This window comes from Streptomyces sp. NPDC051286, from assembly GCF_044455345.1.
GTDB lineage: Bacteria > Actinomycetota > Actinomycetes > Streptomycetales > Streptomycetaceae > Streptomyces.
On the sequence record NZ_JBITER010000008.1, the window covers coordinates 121,580 to 140,471 of the forward strand.

An 18,892-nucleotide genomic window follows, 5' to 3' on the forward strand; every position below is an offset into this window, starting at 1 on the left:
CCTTTGCGAAACATGCCTTCCGGTAGCAATGACCCATCCTGGGAGGGAGCGGACAGGCATGCACGAGGCAGAGGACATCACGATGCGGGTACTGGTCGCCGAGGACGAGGAGATCCTGGCGGAGCTCGTCGCCACCGGTCTGCGGCGGGCGGGGTTCGCCGTCGACACGGTCTACAGCGGCGACGCGGCCGTCGCCTACCTGGGGCTCCACGACTACGACGTCGTCGTCCTCGACCGCGATCTGCCACGGGTGCACGGCGACGACGTGGCGCGCGGACTCGTCGCCTCCGGCTCGCGCACCCGGATCCTGATGCTCACGGCTGCCGGTTCCATGGAGGACCGCGTCTCGGGTCTCGACCTCGGCGCCGACGACTATCTGGGCAAGCCGTTCGAGTTCCCGGAGCTGGTGTCACGGGTACGGGCGCTGCGGCGGCGCAGCGCCCGGCCCGTGCCGCCGCAGCTGCAGCGGCACGGCGTCCGGCTCGACTCCGTACGGCGCACCGCGTCCCGCGACGGCCGGGAGCTGGACCTCTCGCCGAAGGAGTTCAGCGTGCTGCAGCTGCTGCTGGAGGCGGACGGCGGGACGGTCAGCGCGGAGGAACTGCTGGAGCGCGCCTGGGACGCCAACGCCGACCCGTTCACCGGCGCCGTCCGCGTCTGCATGAGCAAGCTGCGCGGGAAGCTCGGGGAACCCGCCCTGATCCGTACGGTGCAAGGTGTGGGGTACGCCCTGTGAAGCTCCCGTCGGCCGTCCGGCATGCCACGATCCGGACGCGGATCGCGCTCGTGTACGGCGGGGTGTTCCTGGTCCTCGGGACCGCGCTGCTCACCACCGTCAACCTTGCCTCCCGCGCCGGTACGGACTCGCAGGCCCGCGCGATCGCCGCGACCGCCGCCGTCATCCAGCCGGGCTACGCGGTGAACGGTCCGCTCGTTACCCGGCGGAGCCTCGGCCCGCCCACCGTCTACGACCTCACCGACCATGTCAGCGACGCGGCCGGCCACCAGCTGCTGATCTGGTCCGCGGCCGCGCTGCTCGTGATGACGGCGTGCGCCGTCGGGGTGGGCTGGTGGACCGCGGGGCGGGTACTGCGGCCCGTCCACGCGATGACCGCGAAAGCGCGCCGCCTCTCCGAGCACACGCTGCACGAACGGATCGCTTCGAACGGACCCGACGACGAGCTGAAGCAGCTCGGTGACACGCTGGACGCGCTGCTGGCCCGGCTGCAGACGGCCTTCGACAGCCAGCGGCGGTTCATCGCCAACGCCTCGCACGAGCTGCGGACACCGCTGGCCACCCAGCGGGCCGCGATCCAGATCGGACTGGACGACCCGACCCCCGAGGATCTCGTACGGATCAGGGAGACGCTCCTCGACAACAACCGGCGCAGCGAGCGGCTCATCGAGGGGCTGCTGGTGCTGGCGCGCAGCGAGCGGGGGCTCGCGGCGGGCGAGCGGGATGCGGTCGATCTCGCACAGGTGGTGGCGGAGGAGGCGGCCCGGTACCCGGGTGTGCGGGTCTCGGCGCAGTCGTGCGGGATACGGGGGAACCGGCTGCTGCTGGCCCAGCTGGTGGCGAACCTGCTGGCCAACGCGGTGACGTACAACGTGCCCGACGGGACGGTGGAGGTGTCTGTCGCAGGGGGCGGGGCCGATGGGCCGGTTCTGGAGGTGTGCAACACCGGGCCGGTGGTGGCGGAGGCGGACATCCCGGGGCTCTTCGAGCCGTTCCGGCGGGGCGAGGGCCGGGACCGGATGGGTCCGGGCTCCGGACTCGGTCTTTCGATCGTGCGTTCCATAGCAGTGGCGCACGGCGGTACGGTCACGGCGGTGCCGCGCCCCGGGGGCGGGCTCGCCGTGACCGTACGTCTGCCGGTCGACCTGCCGGGTCAGCCCTTGTCGGGGGCGGTCTCGCGGGTGGTGAGCCAGGCGGGGAGCGCGGCGAGAAGCTCCTGATAGAGCGTGGCGTCCGGCACCTCGCGCGGGGCGGGGCCCGCGTGGAAGAAGGCGGCGTTCGGGGCGTCCAGCTTCCGCAGGAACTCGAAGCCCTTCGCGTCCTCCTCGCCGAACGCGACGAACTGGAAGAACAGCGGCAGCCGCGCCGCCTCGACGAGCGCCTGCTTGGCGGGCTGCTTGGTGTCCGGCGGGCCGTCCGTCTGGAAGATCACCAGGGCGGGACCGGTGGCCTCCGACTTCTCGTAGTGCGCGACGACCTCCTCGACGGCACGGTGGTAGCTCGTACGGCCCAGACGGCCGAGCCCCGCGTGCAGCTCGTCGATCCGGCCCTCGTGAGCGGTCAGGTCGACGGTGCCGGTGCCGTCGATGTCGGTCGAGAAGAAGACGACGGGCACGGTCGCGGTCTCGTCCAGGTGCGCGGCGAGGGCGAGCGTGCGGTCGCCCAGGTGCTGGGCGCTGCCGTCCTTGTAGAACGGCCGCATGGAGCCGGAACGGTCGAGCACCAGGTAGACGGTGGCTCGGAGCCCGGTCAGGCCGTGCGCCTCCAGTGCGGCCTGGGCAGCCTTGTACGGCTCGGCAAGGGCAGGTGCACTGGACGTGACCCGGGCGAGGGGGAGGGCGGGGGTGGGCGCGGGGGCCTCGGAGGGTACGTCGGTGACGGGCACCTCTGCGGCGGGTTCCGGTGCGGGCTCGGCGACGGGTGCGGGAGTGGGGTCGACCGCGGCGGCGACCGGTGCGGGCTCGGGTGCGGAGGCCGGAGCGGTCGGCTCGCTCTCGGCCGGCGTCTCCGGCTCGGCCTCGGCGATGACGACGACCGTCTCCGGTTCGGCCGGGGTCTCCTGCGCGGGGGCCGCGGCGACCGGCTCGGCCTTGGGCTCGGTCTCGGCGGCGACCGGCTCGGCCTCGGGCTCGGCCTCGGCAGTGGCCATCCGCTGGACCTCGGCGGCCACCGGCTCGGCTTCGACCTGGGCCTCGGCGGCGACGGGCTCGACCTCGATGGCGACCTGTGCGACCTCGTCCTCGCTCTTGGCGGCGATCGGCTCGGCTTCGACCTGGGCCTCGGCGGCGACGGGCTCGGCCTCGACGGCGGCCTCCGGCGCGACCGCCTCCGCGAGCGGCTCGGTCTCGGCGGCGATCGGTTCGGCTTCGACCTGGGCCTCGGTGGCGACCGGTTCGGCCTCGACGGCGGCCTCCGGCGCGACCGCCTCCGCGAGCGGCTCGGTCTCGGCGGCGATCGGCTCGGCTTCGACCTGGGCCTCGGTGGCGACCGGTTCGGCCTCGACGGCGGCCTCCGGCGCGACCGCCTCCGCGAGCGGCTCGGTCTCGGCGGCGATCGGTTCGGCTTCGACCCGGGCCTCGACGGCGATCGGTTCGGCTTCGGGCTCGGCTTCGAGCTCGACCTCGGCGGCGACCGGTGCGGAGTCGACCTGGGCCTCGGCGGCGACCGGCTCGGCTTCGATCTCGGCCGCGACCGGCTCCGGGGCCGAGCCCTGGGCCGGGACTGTGGGGGTGGACTTCGGGGTGGGGGCCGATGGCCTGTCGAAGGCCTCCGCCACCAGGTCCGCCGCCAGTCCGCTCTCGGGCGAGGCGGACCGGCGCGAGGCGGGAGCGGGCACCGAGGCCTTGGCGGGCGGGGTGGATGCCGCCACCGTCTCGTCCGCCGTCACCGTCACCGCGACGGGCTCCGACTCCGTCGGCCCGGTGCGCTCCGTCTGGGGCGGGACCGTGGCCGTCGTCGGTTCGTCCTGCTCCGCGCGGTCGCGGCCGAACACCTTGCGCAGCAAGCTCCGAATGCCCATGGGCGAGGCCTTTCGCATGAGTTGGGTGCGATGAATGTCCGTACTGCGGGAATTTATCCCTGGCCAGGGCGGATACGTAAGGTTAGCGGCCAGATCCGGCCGTTCGTTGGTGCGGCCCGCGCCCGTGTCAAATGGGCAGCGGTGGCCCTGACTTCACTCTCCGTTCACGCGGAGTCCCTCGTACCGCGTGGCTGCGCACTTACCGTCACGCGAGACACACATACGGAGGGAAATCACGTGCGCAACCTGCTGCCGCTCATCAGCTCGCACCCGGGCGGGCGCTCTGCGCTGACCTGCCGCTACCGCTGTGGCGACGCCTGCTTCCAGGAGATTCCGAACACCAGCGACAACGAATACGTCGGCGATGTCATCACCGGTGCCCTTTCGCGCCGTTCGATGATGCGTGCTGCAGCCGTGGTGACCGTCGCCGCTGCCGCCGGGACGACCGTCCTGGCCGGCCCGGGCGCGCCGCAGGCCGAGGCCGCCGGGCTCGCGGGCCACGGGCACACGCCGGACAAGCCGACGACTCCCGCCGCCTCCGGTGCCCGTGGTCTGCGCTTCGCGCCCGTCGCGCCGAACAACGACGACAAGGTCACCGTCCCGGACGGCTACGACCAGAATGTCGTGATCCGCTGGGGCGAGCCGATTCTGCGCGGCGCGCCCGCCTTCGACCCGGACAAGCAGTCTGCGAAGGCGCAGGCGGGCCAGTTCGGTTACAACAACGACTTCCTCTCCCTGCTCCCGCTCCCCGGTGAGCGCGGCCGCCAGGTCCTGGTCGCCAACCATGAGTACACGGACGAGAACCTCATGTTCCGTGGCTACGATCCGGCCAACCCGACCCGCGAGCAGGTCGAGATCGCCTGGGCCGCACACGGACTGTCCGTAGTCGTCGTCCAGGACGAGAGCCGCACCGGCAAGCTGTCGGCGGTCAGCCGCCACCCGCTGAACCGCCGCCTCACCGCGACCAGTGAGTTCGAGGTCACCGGCCCGGCTGCGGGCAGCCCCCTGCTCCGTACGTCCGCCGACCGTACCGGCCGCAAGGTGCTCGGCACGCTCAACAACTGCGCGGGCGGCACGACCCCGTGGGGCACCACGCTGCACGGCGAGGAGAACTTCAACCAGTACTTCGCCAACGGCTCCAGCGACACCGACAAGCGGTACGGCATCGCGGCCGGCGCCACCGAGCGCAAGTGGGAGCGTTTCGACAAGCGGTTCGACCTGGCGCAGGAGCCGAACGAGGCGCACCGCTTCGGCTGGGTCGTCGAGCTCGACCCGTACGACCCGGACGCGACGCCGCGCAAGCGCACCGCGCTCGGCCGCTTCAAGCACGAGGCCGCGCAGCCCCGACTGACCGCCGACGGCCGGCCGGTCGTCTACATGGGCGACGACGAACGCTTCGACTACTTCTACAAGTTCGTATCGTCGAAGAAGATGAAGAAGGGGAACTCGCGGGCCGCCCGCGAGCACAACCTCACCCTCTTGGACGAGGGGACGTTGTACGTCGCCAGGCTGACCGGCGACTCCCCGGCCGCCGAGTTCGACGGCACCGGGAAGCTTCCGTCCGACGGTGAGTTCGACGGCAGTGGCGTCTGGATCCCGCTGGTGACGGGCAACACCTCCCACGTGCCCGGGATGACCGCCGAGGAGGTGTACGTCTTCACGCGACTGGCCGGTGACAAGGTCGGCGCCACGAAGATGGACCGCCCCGAGGACGTCGAGCCGTCGCCGCGCACCGGCCGGGTCTACGTCGCGCTGACCAACAACACCAAGCGCGGCGCCGCCGGCAGCGCCCCGGCCGACGAGGCGAACCCGCGCAACAACAACAAGCACGGCCAGATCCTGGAGCTGGCCGAGCACTGGGACGACCCGGCCTCGGACGGCTTCGCCTGGCGGCTGTTCCTCGTCGCCGGCGACCCGAACGACCCGGCGACGTACTTCTCCGGCTTCCCCAAGGAGAAGGTCAGCCCCATCTCCTGCCCGGACAACGTGGCGTTCGACCCGCACGGCAACCTGTGGATCGCCACGGACGGAAACCAGCTCGGCTCGCACGACGGCCTGTTCGGGGTCGCCACCCAGGGCGAGCGGCGCGGTGAGCTCAAGCAGTTCCTGACTGTGCCGAGCGGCGCCGAGACCTGCGGTCCGCTGGTGCAGGACCGCCGGGTGCTCGTCGCGGTGCAGCACCCGGGCGAGATCGACGGCGCGTCCGTCGAGAAGCCGGCGAGCAGCTGGCCGGACGGTCCGGGCAGGATCGTGCGCCCGTCGGTCGTCGCCGTCTGGCGCAAGGACGGCCGCGACATCGGCGTCTGAGAGCCTGTCAGGTGACCTTCGATCGGAGAGCGGACGCGGCGTGCTGCGTGCGATCGCAAGGCGGAGGGTCGCCCCGATACCAGGCGTATCGGGGCGAGCCCGACAACGCAGCGAGCGTGCGTGCCAGACGTCGCCGGGCAGGCGGGACTTTCGGAACACGCCCTGGGGCATTTCGGCAAGCCGGAAGCGTGCGTGATACGCCGTGGCCGCCCGACAGGCTCTGAGCCCGCCCGCGCAAGGGTTCACGCGGTGGTGACTTGGCGGCGCCACCGCGTGAACTGCGCCTCCGCGTCCCCGGTGTAGGACCACGGAACCAGCACCGCCCGCCCGTCCAGCAGCCGGAACGCGTCCGCGGCCTCCGCGGGACGCCCCGCGTAACAGGCCGCGTGCGCGAGGTAGTTCAGCTCGCCGACCTCCTCCGGGGGGACCGGCCCGGCCGCGCGCATCCCGAGCCACCGCTCCCAGGTGCGGCACACCTCGGTCACCGCCAGCTCGTGGTTCCAGTGCTGCTGCCCGGTGCGCGGCGCCACGACGGGCCGCCCGTGCGTGGCATCGGAGACGTACCGGTACTCCTCGACCCTGGCGATCTGCACCAGCACCGGAAGCGGCGAACCGGGCGGCGCCGCGCCTGCCGCGTCGCGCGCGAAGTCGTACATGGTGCCGTGGGTGCCGTGCCAGCGCGCCGAGTAGTAACGCAGCAGCTGTGTGTGCCCCTCCATGTGGTGGGGGTCGCGGCGCAGCAGTTCGTCCCACCACTGCGTGATCCGGCGCCGGGCCCCGTCCTCGTACAGCCGCGCCACGGTCAGCAGCGACGCCCACGGCATCGGGTCGGACGGGCAGGCCTCGGCGGCCCGCAGGCAGCAGCGGACGACCCGGTCCACCCGGTCCTGGTCGACGGCGACGCCGCGGCCCGCCATGACGGCCCGTCCGAAGAGCCGTACGACGTCGGTCGCCGCCTTCAGTACGTGCGCGTCGGCGTTCTTCGGTTCGGCGGCGAGCCAGGTCTCCGCGGTGGAGCTGCCCGCGGCGGCGTGGGCGAGCAGCCGGGTCCGGTGGGTGCGCAGTGCCCACGCGTTGCCGGTGGCGTGCAGCAGATCGCGTACGCCCTGCCAGCGGCCGATGACGATGTCCTGGCGGGCCGCGGTGAGCGACCGGTCGCCGAAGTCCGGGTCGAAGCGCACGGGTGGGAGGGTGCGGCGTCGGCGTACAGCCATGCTCGGAGGGTCGTTTCCTCTCGGGGCTGGTGAGGGCGGGAGGGGCCGGGGATCAGAAGTCGGTGAGGATCGTGGCGGAATCGGTGCACCCGGACGAATCCTCGGCCTGGACGGTCCGCGAAGCATCGAGCTTCGCCGGACGGTAGTACGAGCTGCCGCGCCGCCGGTACCAGAACATCGGGACGACACCCACGGCAAGACCGCCGAGGCCGAGCGCGAGCGCCGTTCTGCTGAAGTCGCCGAGCGCCTCGAAGAAGATCCAGAACATGAAGAGCGAACCGGTCAGCGGCCAGAGCCCGCCGAGGACGAAGTCCCGGACCGAGCGGAGGAGCAGTTTGCGGTACGCGACGACGGCGGCCAGCCCCGCGAGCCCGTAGTACACGGCGATCTGCAGCCCGATGGCCTGCACGGCCACACCCAGGATCCGTTGCGCGCGGCCGAGGGCGAGCGAGGCGAGGATCAGGACGAGGGCGACCCCGCCCACGGCCGCGACAGCCACCCACGGCGTGTTCCAGCTGCGGTGCACCCGGCCGAACGCGGCAGGCATCGTGCGGTCGCGGCCCATCGCGAACAAGGAGCGCGTGACCTGGATGAGCGTGGTCTGCAGAGTCGCGACGGTGGACAGCATCACCGCCACCACCAGAAGTTTTCCGCCGACGCCGGGCCACACCTTCTCCCCGAGCACGGTCAGGACGTTGGCGCTGTGCTGCTGGATGTCGTCGGCGGAGAGGATCACGTTCACCGCGATCGCGAACACTTCGACGAGCGCGAAGACGGTGAGCACGCCGACGATCCCGGCCAGCCCGGCGGTGCGGCGGCTGTCGCGGGTCTCCTCGCTGAGGTTGCCGGTGACGTCCCAGCCCCAGTAGTAGAACGCGGCGATCAGCGCGCCGGAGGCGAAGTCGGAGGCCCCGTCGAAGTGCCCGAGGCCGAGCCAGGACCATGCGAAGGCGTGTGCGGCACCGGCCCCGGTGCCCGTGGAGCCGCGGACCAGCGCGACGACCGCGAAGAGCAGCAGGATCACCAGCTCGACCCCGGAGATGAGCAGCTGGGTTCGGGCACTGAGCCGGGCCCCGCCGAGCACGACGAGCAGCATCAGCAGGAACCAGCCCGCCCCGATGAGGGTGGCGAGTGTCGTGTTGTCGGCCGAGCGCGAGTCGATGACGGTCAGCGTCATCGTCCCCGCGGGCAGCGATCCGGCGACCATGAACAGGGTTGCCGCGACGACCAGCGCCCAACCGCTGAGGAAACCGAGGAAGGGGTGCAGGGTCCTGCCGACCCAGGAGTAACCGGCGCCTGCGTTGACGTCGATCCGGCCGAGCTGCCGGTAGGCGAGGGCGATGCCGAGCATCGGTATCGCGCAGTACAGCAGGGCGGCGGGCCCGCCGAGACCGACCGTACCGACGAGCACGGCACTGGTGGCGGCCAGCGAATAGGCGGGGGCGCTGCCCGCGACCGCCATCACGATCGTGTTGAACGTACCGAGGGCATTGGGCTGGAGCCCACGGCCGGGCCGGGCGGGCGTGTTGCGCATCGCTGTTCTCAACTGCTTCCGGAAGTACGGCGTGCCACGGCGGAATCCCCGTACATCCTTCAGAGGCACGACATGTGGCGGCATGTCAGAGATAGATCTTCGAAACTCCGAACGGATGCGGTCAGTCCGTTCGGAAAGATCGTCCGCATCGTAGTCCCGTGATTACAGCTGTGTCGGCTTGGGCGGTAACGGTCTGGTGCACGATAGAAAGTGGATCAGCGAGCGGCGTCATGCGGCTTCGAATCCAAGGCGGAGGAGAGAGGCGACGCGAAGGGGGTCCCCCATGCCTGAGGGCTATGGGGGAGTCGTCGACCGACGACAACGCCGGAGGCGGAGTCGCATGGCGCCGGGAGCCCGCTCGCTATCGTGCACCAGGCCGTAAGAGCGTTGCGTGAGTCCCGTACGAGGTTCACGGCCCGGGCGGAAGGCCTACAGTCGGAGACATGGTTTCGGGTGAGGCACCGCAGGCGGAGGGAAGCGTCCGCGTCGACAGCTGGATCTGGTCGGTACGGCTGACCAAGACCCGCTCGCAGGCCGCTGCCGCCTGCCGCGCGGGGCACGTCAAGGTCAACGGGGACCGTGCCAAGCCGGCACAGACGCTGCATGTGGGAGACGAGGTACGGCTCCGGCACACCGGCCGCGACCGGATCGTCGTCGTGTCCAGGATCGTGAAGAAACGGGTCGGCCCGCCGGTGGCGGCGGAGTGCTTCGTCGACAACAGCCCGCCCCCGCCGCCGCGCGGAGCGGTCATCCAGGTGCCGGTCCGCGACCGCGGCACGGGCCGCCCGACCAAGCGCGACCGCCGCGAGATGGAACGCCTGCAGAGCCGCGGTCACGGGGGCCGGCCGGCCTGACGGCCTCCCCCGCGACAGGGAGTGGGCTCCCGACGCCCTCGGCTGCGGTGAGGCGATCGCCCGTGCCGCCGCGACCTCCTGGCACAGCGGCGCCGGCGCCCCTTTCTCGTCGCCCGGCAGCTCGGTTCGTACGTTGCGGATCAGAGTGCGAACAGGGTCTTGCCGCGGGCGCCGCCCGTGCGGTTCCGGTCGAGCGCCTGCGGGGCCTTCTCCAGCGGGAGTTCGATGTCGATGGGCACCTTGAGCACGCCCTCCAGGGCCCCCGTAGCCAGGACGTCGAGCAGCACGGGTGTCGGCTCCAGGCGGAAGTCGATGCCGCTGACACCGGCAGGACGGGCGGCCCGCCCGGCGACGCCCCGCGTGGAGACGGCCACACCCCCGGCCCGGACCAGCGCCGCATGCGCCGCGAAACCGTCCGGAGTGGTGGACACCAGGTCGACGAGCGCGTCGATGCCTTCCGGGCACGCCTCCCGTACCGCCGCTTCGAGCGGACGGGCCATCGTGTCGATCGTGACCGCGGCGCCGAGCGCCCTCATCCGCCTGTGCTCGTCGCCGCGGACGGCGGCGATGACGCGCAGGTCCCGGGCGGACGCGAGCTGGGTCAGATAGCTGCCGACGCCGCCCGCCGCTCCGATGATGAGCAGGCTCTCGTGGCCGCGGAGCACCGCGGTCTCCAGGAGTTGCGCCGCGGTCATCCCGGCGGACGGCAGCGCCGCGGCGGTCCGGAGCGGGAGACCGTTCGGGACCAGGGTGATCGCGGAGTCCTGCGGGACGGACACGTAGTCGCAGTACGTGCCCGGGCCCGCCGGCGATCCGCTCACCCGGCCGAAGACCTCGTCGCCCACCCGGAAGCGGTTCTCGCCGCCGCCGATCATGTCCACCCGGCCCGCGTAGTCCACGCCGACGACCAGCGGGAACACCGACTCCGCAGCCCCTTCCGGGGCGTTGTCCGCGATCTGCCAGTCACACGGGTTGAGCGCGGCGTACATGATCTTCACCCGCACCTCGCCGGCCCGGGGATCCGGCTTGGGAAGCTCGATCAGTGAAGGATCGGCCCGGAACGCGCTGACGGCTATGGCTCGCATACGGAAGACCTCTCAGTCGACCCCGACGGTCACGCAGTCCTGCCCTCCACTCTTGCCCGGCCCGCGCGCCGCCGCACGTCGAACCGGGTGCGCGCCCGGCCCTCAGCCGGTGTGCAGGTCGGGTCCGACGAGGAGCGCCCGGTGGCCGGTGCCGTCGAGGCGCGGCAAGCGGGCGGACCGTACCGGGAGTCGCCGCTGACCAGCACATGGTCGATCCGGGTGTGCAGTGGAGTGGAGCGGCCCGCGCGCCAGGAGTACGTACGGGAGGCGCCGGCGAGGCGGGCCGGATCACGCCCGTGCGGCGGATCCCCGGCCCGCCCACACCCGTGCGGCCAGCGCACACAGCGCCACCGCCAGCCCCGTACCGAGGACGATCCACACCGTCGTACGGAGCGAAGCCGTCAGCGCGTCGTACACCGCTGCCACCGCGTCGTGGTCGCTGCCCGGCACCCCGGCCGACACCCGGTTCCGGGCCATCGCGATCAGTGCGCGCAGCACCAGCGCGCCGAGGGCGAATCCGAGCCCGACGAGCGCCGTGGCCGTCAGTGCGGCGAGGGCGGCGCCCCGGCGTCCCGGCCGGCCGCGCACCGCCGCGACGGCCACGGCCGCGAGAGCGAACAGCACGGTCCCGACGGTGGGCCAGATGCTGCCGGTCCGGAGCAGGCGGAAGGTGTGGCGCAGATGGTCGGCGCGGTCGGCGGAGATCAGCGTGATCTCGGTGTGCTGGACCGGGATCCGGTCGGCGAACGGCACCCCGTTGTCCAGCAGATTCTGTTTGACCCGCTCCGTCACCGCCGCCAGATCGATGGTCACTGCCTCGCCGGTCTTCCCGTTCAGCGCGGCGGTGACCGCCTTGTGGGCGGTGCGGTTGGCGGCGTCCCAAGCGGTACGGAAGGCATCGGTGGTGGTGAACGACTGCACCGCCTCGTACAGGAAGCCCCGCACCGTGTCCTGGAGCGGCCCGGCTTCGATCTTCTTCATCGCCTCGTCAGTGATCAGACCGGCCACGATGGCCTGCACATCGGGGTCGGAGGCGAGCGGCTCCACCGCGGCGACGTACCGGTCCGTGTTGTCGATCTCCAGATCGACCCAGGCGGCCAGAGCACTCAGCGGGACGAGGACGGCGAGCAGCCCAACCAGTACCGTCGACAACGCCACCGAGAGAGAGGTCCGCACCCCTCAAGGGAATCCCGGACAGCGGCGGTGCGCTCCGGGCGGTACCCCATTCGAGTTGCCGGGCCCCACGGCCGGGTGTGCTCTGGAGGGAACGGGGTGAAGGAAGGAGCTTTCAGCCATGACGACACACGCCTCGGTGCCGACGCGCCGCCGCGCGCGGGCGCGCACCCACCGCCCCAGCACACTCAGCTGGGCCATGCCCGTCGCCCTGGGCGTGATCGGGGGCTGGTGGGCGACGTCCATCGTGCGCGGCGGCGGCGTGCTCACCGGCACACAGCTCGCGCTCGGTCTGATCACCGGCGCCGTGCTGGCGGCGCTCTGCTACGGCCTCGGCCGGGTACAGAAGCGACTGCCCACAGGAACCAAGGCCACCGCGTACGGCGCGCTGTTCGGCGGTGCGGTCGGCTTCCTGTACAGCCTGTCCGACAAGAGCGTGCTCGCGTCCACCATCCTGGCCCTGGCGACCGGATTCGGCATGTGGGTGTGCGCGTTCTACGTGTTCCACGTGACGGAGGACTGACGCCGCGCCCCGTCTCCTTCTTTCTTTCTTCATCCTGGACCTGCTCCGCGGGGGAAGCCCCGGCGTCGGCGGGTCCGGGCGGGACCGTCCGGTACGAGGAGGTCAGCGGTGTAACGCGAGGCGCGCGCGAAGGACGCCGCGGATTCAAGGAGGGGCGGCCCCGAACGGGACCGCCCCTCCTTCTTTTCGTTTGTCGAGTTCACTCGGTCAGTCGCGGACGACCGTCACCGGGCACGGCGCGTGCTGGGTGACATGGAGGCTGACCGAGCCGAGCAGGGTTGCCTTGAAGCCGCTGTATCCGCGTGCCCCGACGACCAGCAGGTTCGCGCCCTTCGCGCGGTCCAGCAGGGCCTGTGCCGGGTTGCCGATCACCACGATCTTGCTGACCGCGGCCGCGCCCTCGGCGCCGAGGGCCTCCTCCAGCGCCTCGGTGAGCGAGACGGTCGCCAGGGCCTGGGGATCGAAGTCCTCCGGCATACCCGGCATCATGGACGCCCAGCTCGTCGCGGGGTACTCCCAACTGTTGACGGCTTCCACCGAGTCCCCGGTCAGCTCGGCCTGGCGTACGGCCCAGTGCAGCGCCTTGATCGACGACTCGGAGCCGTCCACGCCCACTACGATCCTGCCCATCTCTGCCTCCAGGTCGGTTTGGAGGAGCTCACAGAATGGGCGCCCGGCTCGCGACGCCTGGCACGCACGCTCGCTGCGTTGCCGAAATGCCCTAGTAGCTCCGCTACGAGGACCTTCCGGCGCCTTGCGATCGCACGCACCAGACGCCGCGAGCTGATCGGACTCCCATTTCGTGAGCTCCTCTCAGCTCACATCTGCGTGATACACCTCACGGCGCATCTTTACGGGTCACTGTAATCAAACCGGGCAGAAGCCCTCCGGGTGGGTCCGCCCCGCTCGGGCAGCGGCAGGTCAGTCCAGCCGCAGGTCGGCGAGTTGCTGCTCGAACGGCACCACCTCGTCGTCGAGCCCCAGTGCCTTGGACGCCCCGGAGACCGCCCGGCCGCCCGCGATCATCCCCGCGAGTTCGCCGCCCGCGCGCCGGATCCGGGACGGCAGCCCCTCGGTGTACTCGTCACCGGACGAGCCCCAGTCCTCCGACGCGGCGTACACGGACGTCGGTACGACGGTGGCTCGCAGGTAGGCGAAGAGGGGCCGCATCGCGTGCTCCAGGACGAGCGAGTGCCGGCCGGTGCCGCCGGTCGCCGCGATGAGGACGGGCTTGCCGGTCAGCGCCGTGTTGTCGATCAGGTCGAAGAACGACTTGAACAGTCCGCTGTACGAGGCGGTGAAGACCGGCGACACGGCTATCAGGCCGTCCGCCGCGGTCACCGTGCCGATCGCCTCGCTCAGCGCCCGCGGCGGGAACCCCGTCACCAGGTGGTTCGCGATGTCGACGGCCAGATCGCGGAGCTCGATCACCCGGACCTCCACCGGCCGGTCCTGCTCGGCGGCCAGCCGCTCCCGGGCGGCGGCCGCCAGCCGGTCGGCCAGCAGCCGGGTCGACGACGGCTGGCTCAGCCCGGCGGACACGGCGACGATCTTCAGAGCCTCGTTCTGCATGGTGGGTCAGATCTCCTTCGTGCGGGCGGCGACGGCCGGGTGGACGGGGGCGGATTCCGGCACTCCGGCCGGCCGCATGTTGGCGAACTCCTTGCGCAGCACCGGGACGACCTCCTCGCCGAGGATGTCGAGCTGCTCCAGGACCGTCTTCAGCGGGAGTCCCGCGTGGTCCATCAGGAACAGCTGGCGCTGGTAGTCGCCGACGGCGTCACGGAACGACAGGGTCCGTTCGATGACCTCCTGCGGGGAGCCGACGGTCAGCGGCGTCTGCTGCGAGAAGTCCTCCAGGGAGGGCCCGTGCCCGTAGACCGGCGCGTTGTCGAAGTACGGGCGGAACTCCCGTACCGCGTCCTGCGAGTTCTTCCGCATGAACACCTGGCCGCCGAGGCCGACGATGGCCTGCTCGGCGGTGCCGTGGCCGTAGTGCGCGTACCGCTGCCGGTAGAGGTCCACCATCTTCTTGGTGTGCTCGATCGGCCAGAAGATGTTGTTGTGGAAGAACCCGTCGCCGTAGTACGCGGCCTGCTCCGCGATCTCCGGGGAGCGGATGGAACCGTGCCAGACGAACGGCGGGACGCCGTCCAGCGGGCGCGGGGTCGCGGTGAAGGACTGCAGGGGTGTACGGAACCTGCCCTCCCAGTCGACGACGTCCTCCCGCCACAGCTTGTGCAGCAGGGCGTAGTTCTCGATGGCGAGCGGGATGCCCTGGCGGATGTCCTTGCCGAACCACGGGTAGACCGGCCCGGTGTTGCCGCGCCCCATCATCAGGTCGACCCGGCCGTCCGCGAGGTGCTGCAGCGTCGCGTAGTCCTCGGCGATCTTCACCGGGTCATTGGTGGTGATCAGCGTCGTGGATGTCGACAGGATCAGGTTCTCGGTGCGGGCGGCGATGTAGCCGAGCGTGGTGGTCGGCGAGGACGGGACGAACGGCGGGTTGTGGTGCTCGCCGGTCGCGAAGACGTCCAGGCCCACTTCCTCGGCCTTCAGGGCGATCGCGAGGGTCGCCTTGATCCGCTCGTGCTCGGTCGGCGTCCTGCCGGTCGTGGGGTCGGTGGTGACGTCTCCGACGGTGAAGATCCCGAACTCCATGGCGCCCGCCTCCGTGAGGGGTGATGGTTGAACTTTGAACTACTTGCGTCACACCCTACAACGGGGCACCCCTTCTGCCTATTCCGCCGTCGGAGCGGAGTCCCGGCGGTGCGTACTCTGGACGGCGAGACAAGCCGGGAACGCGACGGCACGAAGGAGGCTGGGCCCGTGAGCGAGAGCGAGAGCTGGAAGGAGCGCGGCGTCGCGCTGCGCGTCTTCGTCTACGTCTTCGCCACGCATCTCTTCGCGGGCTTCGTCTACCTGCTGTTCTACGTGGGCGAGCACGCCCACAAGTGAGCCGCCCGCCGGGCGGAACTCCGACGGCCGTGGGGTCCTCGCGTGATTTCCGCTCCGCCAAAGCCGGGTGGGCGGAGCCTGACCGCGTTACACTCGGCCCATGACTTCCGTACCGTGCCGAAACTGGTGGCGCTCCACTTAGGAGCGGCCGCCTCATCTGCACGGAACCAGGGCCGTTCGATACGGACGGCCCTCTTCTGCGCCCTCGCACGGGTACGGATGCCGCTCCTGGCGGGCCGTCCTCCACGCAACCAGCACCGCGAGGAGAGATCATGACCATCGCCGCCGCACCCGTCACCGCAGCCGACACCACCCCCGCCCAGCGCCGCAGTGCGGAGCTGGAGCAGCAGATCCAGCAGGATCCCGGGCGGTTCCGGGTGATGACCGGGGACCGGCCCACCGGGGCGCTGCACCTCGGGCACTACTTCGGAACCCTCCACAACCGTGTCCGGCTGCAGGACCTCGGCGTGGACGTCTTCGTGATCATCGCCGACTACCAGGTGCTCACCGACCGGGACGTCGCCGACCGGCTCACCGAGCACATGGAGGGGATGCTGCTGGACTACCTGGCCATCGGTATCGACCCGGCCCGCACCACGATCTTCAACCACAGCGCCGTGCCCGCGCTGAACCAGCTGATGCTGCCGTTCCTCAGCCTCGTCTCCGTTGCCGAGCTGAACCGTAATCCCACGGTCAAGGATGAGATCGCGCACTCCCGGCAGTCCGCCGTCAGCGGGCTGATGTTCACGTATCCCGTGCATCAGGCCGCCGACATCCTGTTCTGCAAGGGCAACCTCGTCCCCGTCGGACAGGACCAGCTGCCGCACCTCGAAGTGACCCGGAGCGTCGCCCGCCGCTTCAACGAGCGGTACGGGAAGGTCTTTCCGGAGCCGGACGCCCTGCTCTCCGCCGCGCCCCTCCTGCTCGGCACCGACGGCGGCAAGATGAGCAAGAGCCGGAGCAATTCGATCGCGCTCGGCGCCACCGCCGACGAGACCGCCCGGCTGATCCGCGGGGCGAAGACGGACACCGACCGGCACATCACGTACGAACCGGAGACCCGGCCCGAAGTGTCGGGGCTCGTACTCCTCGCCGCGCTCTGCCTCGACCGCGACCCGCACGAGGTCGCCGAGGAGATCGGAGACGGCGGTGGCGCCGTGCTCAAGCGGACCGTGACAGAGGCTGTCAACGAGCGGCTGGCGCCGGTGCGTGCGCGGCGGGCGGAGTACGCGCAGGACATGGCATACGTACGGTCGGTCCTGCGGACCGGCAACGAGCGAGCCAATGCCGTCGCCGAGGCCACGCTGGCGGAGGTGCGGGGGGTGATGGGGGGCGTGTTGTAGCGGATTGCGGCCAGGTCGGGGCAGCCAGGCCGGGCCTGGGCCATGCCGCTCCCGCACCCACGAGCGGAGGCCGGCTGGGCCGGCCTCCGCCGCATGACGGGGCGTCCACGCTCCCGGTGGAAGGCATCACACCAGCAGGAGACCGCCGCACCGCTCGGCGCCGTCCTTCATCGCGATCAGATTGGCCTGCACGTAAGAGATGTTGTTCCTGGAGTGCCAGTCAGTAGGGAAGTAGGTGACCAACCGTGACCGTTGGAACCGGGCCTGGATTTCCGGTACGAAGGCGCGGTACTGGTCGTCGGTGTAGTACCAGAACGAGTTCTCGTTGTAATAGGCGACATGTGTCGGGTCCTGGTAGGCGCCCCGGCCGTCGGAACTGGGAGTCCGGGTAAGAAGCATGCCGCCCGGTGCCAGCAGCCGGTACAGCTCGTTGATCAGCGGGATCTTCGCAGGCACGTGCTCCAGGAAGTCCACCGCCCGGAGCAGGCCGACCGAGTCGTCAGGGAGGTCCAGCGGCCCGGGCAGTGTCGCGACGATGTCGACGCCGTCCCTCGGGTACTGGTCCACTCCCAGGTAGCCGGGCGGCTTGCGGTGCGCGGCGCCGAGGTCCAGCGCGAGGAGCCCGCGCCGCTTGGTCCAGGCAAGCGCGTTGACCTCCACGTATTTGTCATACAGGGCGACCGTCTCGCGCTGGATGTGCGCGTTGATTTCGGTATCGCGCTGGGTGTTGTGAGGGTGCTGCCGCTGCAGATACAGGCAGCGAGGGATCAAGTGGAATTCCCCCACCTGGAAGAGACGGCACATCAAGTCCTGGTCGTCCAGCACTGTGCGCGTGGCGTCGTACCCACCGACCTGCTCGTACGCGTCCTTACGGAACGCCCGCACATGGTTGGGGGCGTACCAGATGTACGAGACGTTGTGCGGCGTCGGTGCCATGGAGACGGCCTGCAGGAGCTGACGGCCGTCGACATCCACCTCCTCGTACTGCCAGCCGTGCGCCTCGTTGAACCGTGAGTCGTCCCGGCCTCCGTCCTCGGTGATCTGAGCGGTATGGCTGTAGACGAAGACGACGTCGGGATGCTCGTCGAAAGCCTTCGACAGTTCCGCCAGGCAGTCCTTCGCCAGCAGGTCGTCGTGGTCGAGTTCGACGAGGATCTCTCCGCGTGCCAGCTCGCAGGCGCGGCGCTTGGCCGCTCCGACGCCCGCGAGGTCGTCCGAGATCTCCACCCGGACACGGTCATCGGGCTGTTCGGGCCGCCACCGCGCGCCGTTGTTGAGGAGCACGATCCACTCCCAGTCGGAGCGGGTCTGCGCCTGAAGGGCCGCGAGGCATTCGTCCAGGAAGCGCGGTCGATGGCTGGGGGTGAAGACAGAGAACTTCGGGGTCGGGAGAGAAGTCATCTTTTGGTACCTCCCTGAGTGGCTGTCGGTGCTGGGCTCGTGGGATTCCGGAACTGTTCCGGGACGAGCTGTCGGAGGGAAGGGTCGGCGCGGACGGCGAGGCCGAAGGCGTCCTCGGCCTCGCCGTCACGGCCCTTCTTGGTCAGGGCCTGTCCAAGGTGCAGATAGGCCGTGGCGGCCTTCGGGTTGGCGCCCACGATGTGCCGCAGGATCTCGATCGCCTGATCGGTGTCGCTCGTCCCGATCAGGATCGCCTTGTTGTAGAGCGCCGATTCGAAATCCGGATCGATCTTGAGCGCCTTGTCGTAAGCCGCGCGGGCGTCGGCCGTCCTGTTGTCGTGCTGGGCGACGACGCCGAGGTTGTACCAGGCGAGTTTGTTGGCGGGATCCAGGTCCAGGACCTGTCTGAAGCTCCTTGTCGCTCCAGAGAAATCCTTGTTCCCGCCCTGCTTGATGCCTGCTTGGAGCAGTCTCCCCACCTTGGGGGCAAGCCCGGCCGCGGGCCCCGATCCAGCCCTGGGTGTAGTCCTGGAGACCCCTGTGGACAGGTGAACCCAACCGGCCGCCACGTTGGCGGCGACGACCGCTGCTGCGAGTCCGGTCCACAGTCCCATCCGCTTTTTCACGGGGTTTTACCTCATCGGTTCGGTCCTACGGCTGAGTCGGCCGGCGGGGCCACGTTCGGGGTAGCTGTGCGGACGGCGCCCCTGAGGGCTTCGTCGCTCAGTGGGCCGCGAGCCCCGGC

The 18,892-nt window shown here is 70.7% G+C and carries 17 protein-coding genes; 7 read left to right on the forward strand and 10 right to left on the reverse strand.

Going from position 1 to position 18,892, the window contains the following annotated elements; translation table 11 throughout:
• Nucleotides 1-82 precede the first annotated feature (82 nt).
• Entirely contained in the window at nt 83-736 is a 654-nt protein-coding gene (locus tag ACIBB8_RS11065) for a response regulator transcription factor (protein ID WP_366136545.1), read from the forward strand.
• Nucleotides 733-1,956: a sensor histidine kinase gene (locus ACIBB8_RS11070; RefSeq protein WP_398950718.1), complete on the forward strand. Its 1,224-nt coding sequence runs from the start codon at nt 733-735 to the stop codon at nt 1,954-1,956. The genes ACIBB8_RS11065 and ACIBB8_RS11070 overlap by 4 nt, the downstream gene beginning before the upstream one ends.
• Here ACIBB8_RS11070 and ACIBB8_RS11075 read toward each other — a convergent pair.
• Nucleotides 1,890-3,755 (reverse strand): VWA domain-containing protein, encoded by a 1,866-nt coding sequence (locus ACIBB8_RS11075; RefSeq protein WP_398950720.1) that lies wholly within the window; start codon nt 3,753-3,755, stop codon nt 1,890-1,892. The genes ACIBB8_RS11070 and ACIBB8_RS11075 overlap by 67 nt on opposite strands.
• 237 nt (nt 3,756-3,992) lie before the next feature.
• On the opposite strand from ACIBB8_RS11075, the gene ACIBB8_RS11080 reads away from it, so the two are divergent.
• A complete protein-coding gene (locus ACIBB8_RS11080; RefSeq protein ID WP_398950722.1) occupies nt 3,993-6,062 on the forward strand; it encodes a PhoX family protein in 2,070 nt (689 codons plus the stop codon).
• Nucleotides 6,063-6,304: 242 nt separating this feature from the next.
• Here the strand turns inward: ACIBB8_RS11080 and ACIBB8_RS11085 are convergent, their stop codons facing one another.
• Nucleotides 6,305-7,276 carry a hypothetical protein gene (locus ACIBB8_RS11085; protein WP_398950724.1) on the reverse strand — a complete coding sequence of 324 codons (972 nt, stop codon included), beginning with the start codon at nt 7,274-7,276 and terminating at the stop codon, nt 6,305-6,307.
• A 52-nt stretch (nt 7,277-7,328) separates the two neighbouring features.
• Nucleotides 7,329-8,810: an APC family permease gene (locus ACIBB8_RS11090; RefSeq protein ID WP_398950726.1), complete on the reverse strand. Its 1,482-nt coding sequence runs from the start codon at nt 8,808-8,810 to the stop codon at nt 7,329-7,331.
• Nucleotides 8,811-9,253: 443 nt separating this feature from the next.
• Here ACIBB8_RS11090 and ACIBB8_RS11095 point away from each other — a divergent pair, with 443 nt between their 5' ends.
• The gene (locus tag ACIBB8_RS11095; protein ID WP_398950728.1) at nt 9,254-9,664 is read left to right on the forward strand and encodes an RNA-binding S4 domain-containing protein; all 411 of its coding nucleotides are present in this window, start codon (nt 9,254-9,256) and stop codon (nt 9,662-9,664) included.
• A gap of 140 nt (nt 9,665-9,804) precedes the next feature.
• Here the strand turns inward: ACIBB8_RS11095 and ACIBB8_RS11100 are convergent, their stop codons facing one another.
• Together ACIBB8_RS11100 and ACIBB8_RS11105 are read right to left on the reverse strand one after the other, a co-directional pair.
• Nucleotides 9,805-10,749: an NADP-dependent oxidoreductase gene (locus tag ACIBB8_RS11100; RefSeq protein ID WP_398950730.1), complete on the reverse strand. Its 945-nt coding sequence runs from the start codon at nt 10,747-10,749 to the stop codon at nt 9,805-9,807.
• Nucleotides 10,750-11,037: 288 nt separating this feature from the next.
• The gene (locus tag ACIBB8_RS11105; protein ID WP_398950732.1) at nt 11,038-11,925 is read right to left on the reverse strand and encodes a hypothetical protein; all 888 of its coding nucleotides are present in this window, start codon (nt 11,923-11,925) and stop codon (nt 11,038-11,040) included.
• A 118-nt stretch (nt 11,926-12,043) separates the two neighbouring features.
• Here ACIBB8_RS11105 and ACIBB8_RS11110 point away from each other — a divergent pair, with 118 nt between their 5' ends.
• The gene (locus ACIBB8_RS11110) at nt 12,044-12,445 is read left to right on the forward strand and encodes a hypothetical protein (RefSeq protein ID WP_398950734.1); all 402 of its coding nucleotides are present in this window, start codon (nt 12,044-12,046) and stop codon (nt 12,443-12,445) included.
• Nucleotides 12,446-12,652: 207 nt separating this feature from the next.
• On the opposite strand, the gene ACIBB8_RS11115 is transcribed toward ACIBB8_RS11110, so the two are convergent.
• From ACIBB8_RS11115 to ACIBB8_RS11125, 3 genes are all read right to left on the reverse strand, one after another.
• Nucleotides 12,653-13,075: a universal stress protein gene (locus ACIBB8_RS11115; protein WP_358860868.1), complete on the reverse strand. Its 423-nt coding sequence runs from the start codon at nt 13,073-13,075 to the stop codon at nt 12,653-12,655.
• Between the two features lie 291 nt (nt 13,076-13,366).
• Nucleotides 13,367-14,017: an FMN reductase gene (locus ACIBB8_RS11120; RefSeq protein WP_398950736.1), complete on the reverse strand. Its 651-nt coding sequence runs from the start codon at nt 14,015-14,017 to the stop codon at nt 13,367-13,369.
• Between the two features lie 6 nt (nt 14,018-14,023).
• Nucleotides 14,024-15,106 (reverse strand): LLM class flavin-dependent oxidoreductase, encoded by a 1,083-nt coding sequence (locus tag ACIBB8_RS11125; RefSeq protein ID WP_037701859.1) that lies wholly within the window; start codon nt 15,104-15,106, stop codon nt 14,024-14,026.
• A 168-nt stretch (nt 15,107-15,274) separates the two neighbouring features.
• On the opposite strand from ACIBB8_RS11125, the gene ACIBB8_RS11130 reads away from it, so the two are divergent.
• Both ACIBB8_RS11130 and trpS read left to right on the forward strand, forming a co-directional pair.
• Nucleotides 15,275-15,403 carry a DUF6126 family protein gene (locus tag ACIBB8_RS11130; protein ID WP_234432866.1) on the forward strand — a complete coding sequence of 43 codons (129 nt, stop codon included), beginning with the start codon at nt 15,275-15,277 and terminating at the stop codon, nt 15,401-15,403.
• A 272-nt stretch (nt 15,404-15,675) separates the two neighbouring features.
• Nucleotides 15,676-16,746 (forward strand): tryptophan--tRNA ligase, encoded by a 1,071-nt coding sequence (gene trpS / locus ACIBB8_RS11135; RefSeq protein ID WP_398950739.1) that lies wholly within the window; start codon nt 15,676-15,678, stop codon nt 16,744-16,746.
• Between the two features lie 126 nt (nt 16,747-16,872).
• On the opposite strand, the gene ACIBB8_RS11140 is transcribed toward trpS, so the two are convergent.
• Together ACIBB8_RS11140 and ACIBB8_RS11145 are read right to left on the reverse strand one after the other, a co-directional pair.
• Nucleotides 16,873-18,147, reverse strand: coding sequence for a glycosyltransferase (locus ACIBB8_RS11140; RefSeq protein WP_398950741.1), 1,275 nt, complete (start codon nt 18,145-18,147; stop codon nt 16,873-16,875).
• Nucleotides 18,144-18,773: a tetratricopeptide repeat protein gene (locus ACIBB8_RS11145; RefSeq protein ID WP_398950743.1), complete on the reverse strand. Its 630-nt coding sequence runs from the start codon at nt 18,771-18,773 to the stop codon at nt 18,144-18,146. Before ACIBB8_RS11145 ends, ACIBB8_RS11140 begins: the two co-directional genes overlap by 4 nt.
• Between the last annotated feature and the right edge of the window lie 119 nt (nt 18,774-18,892).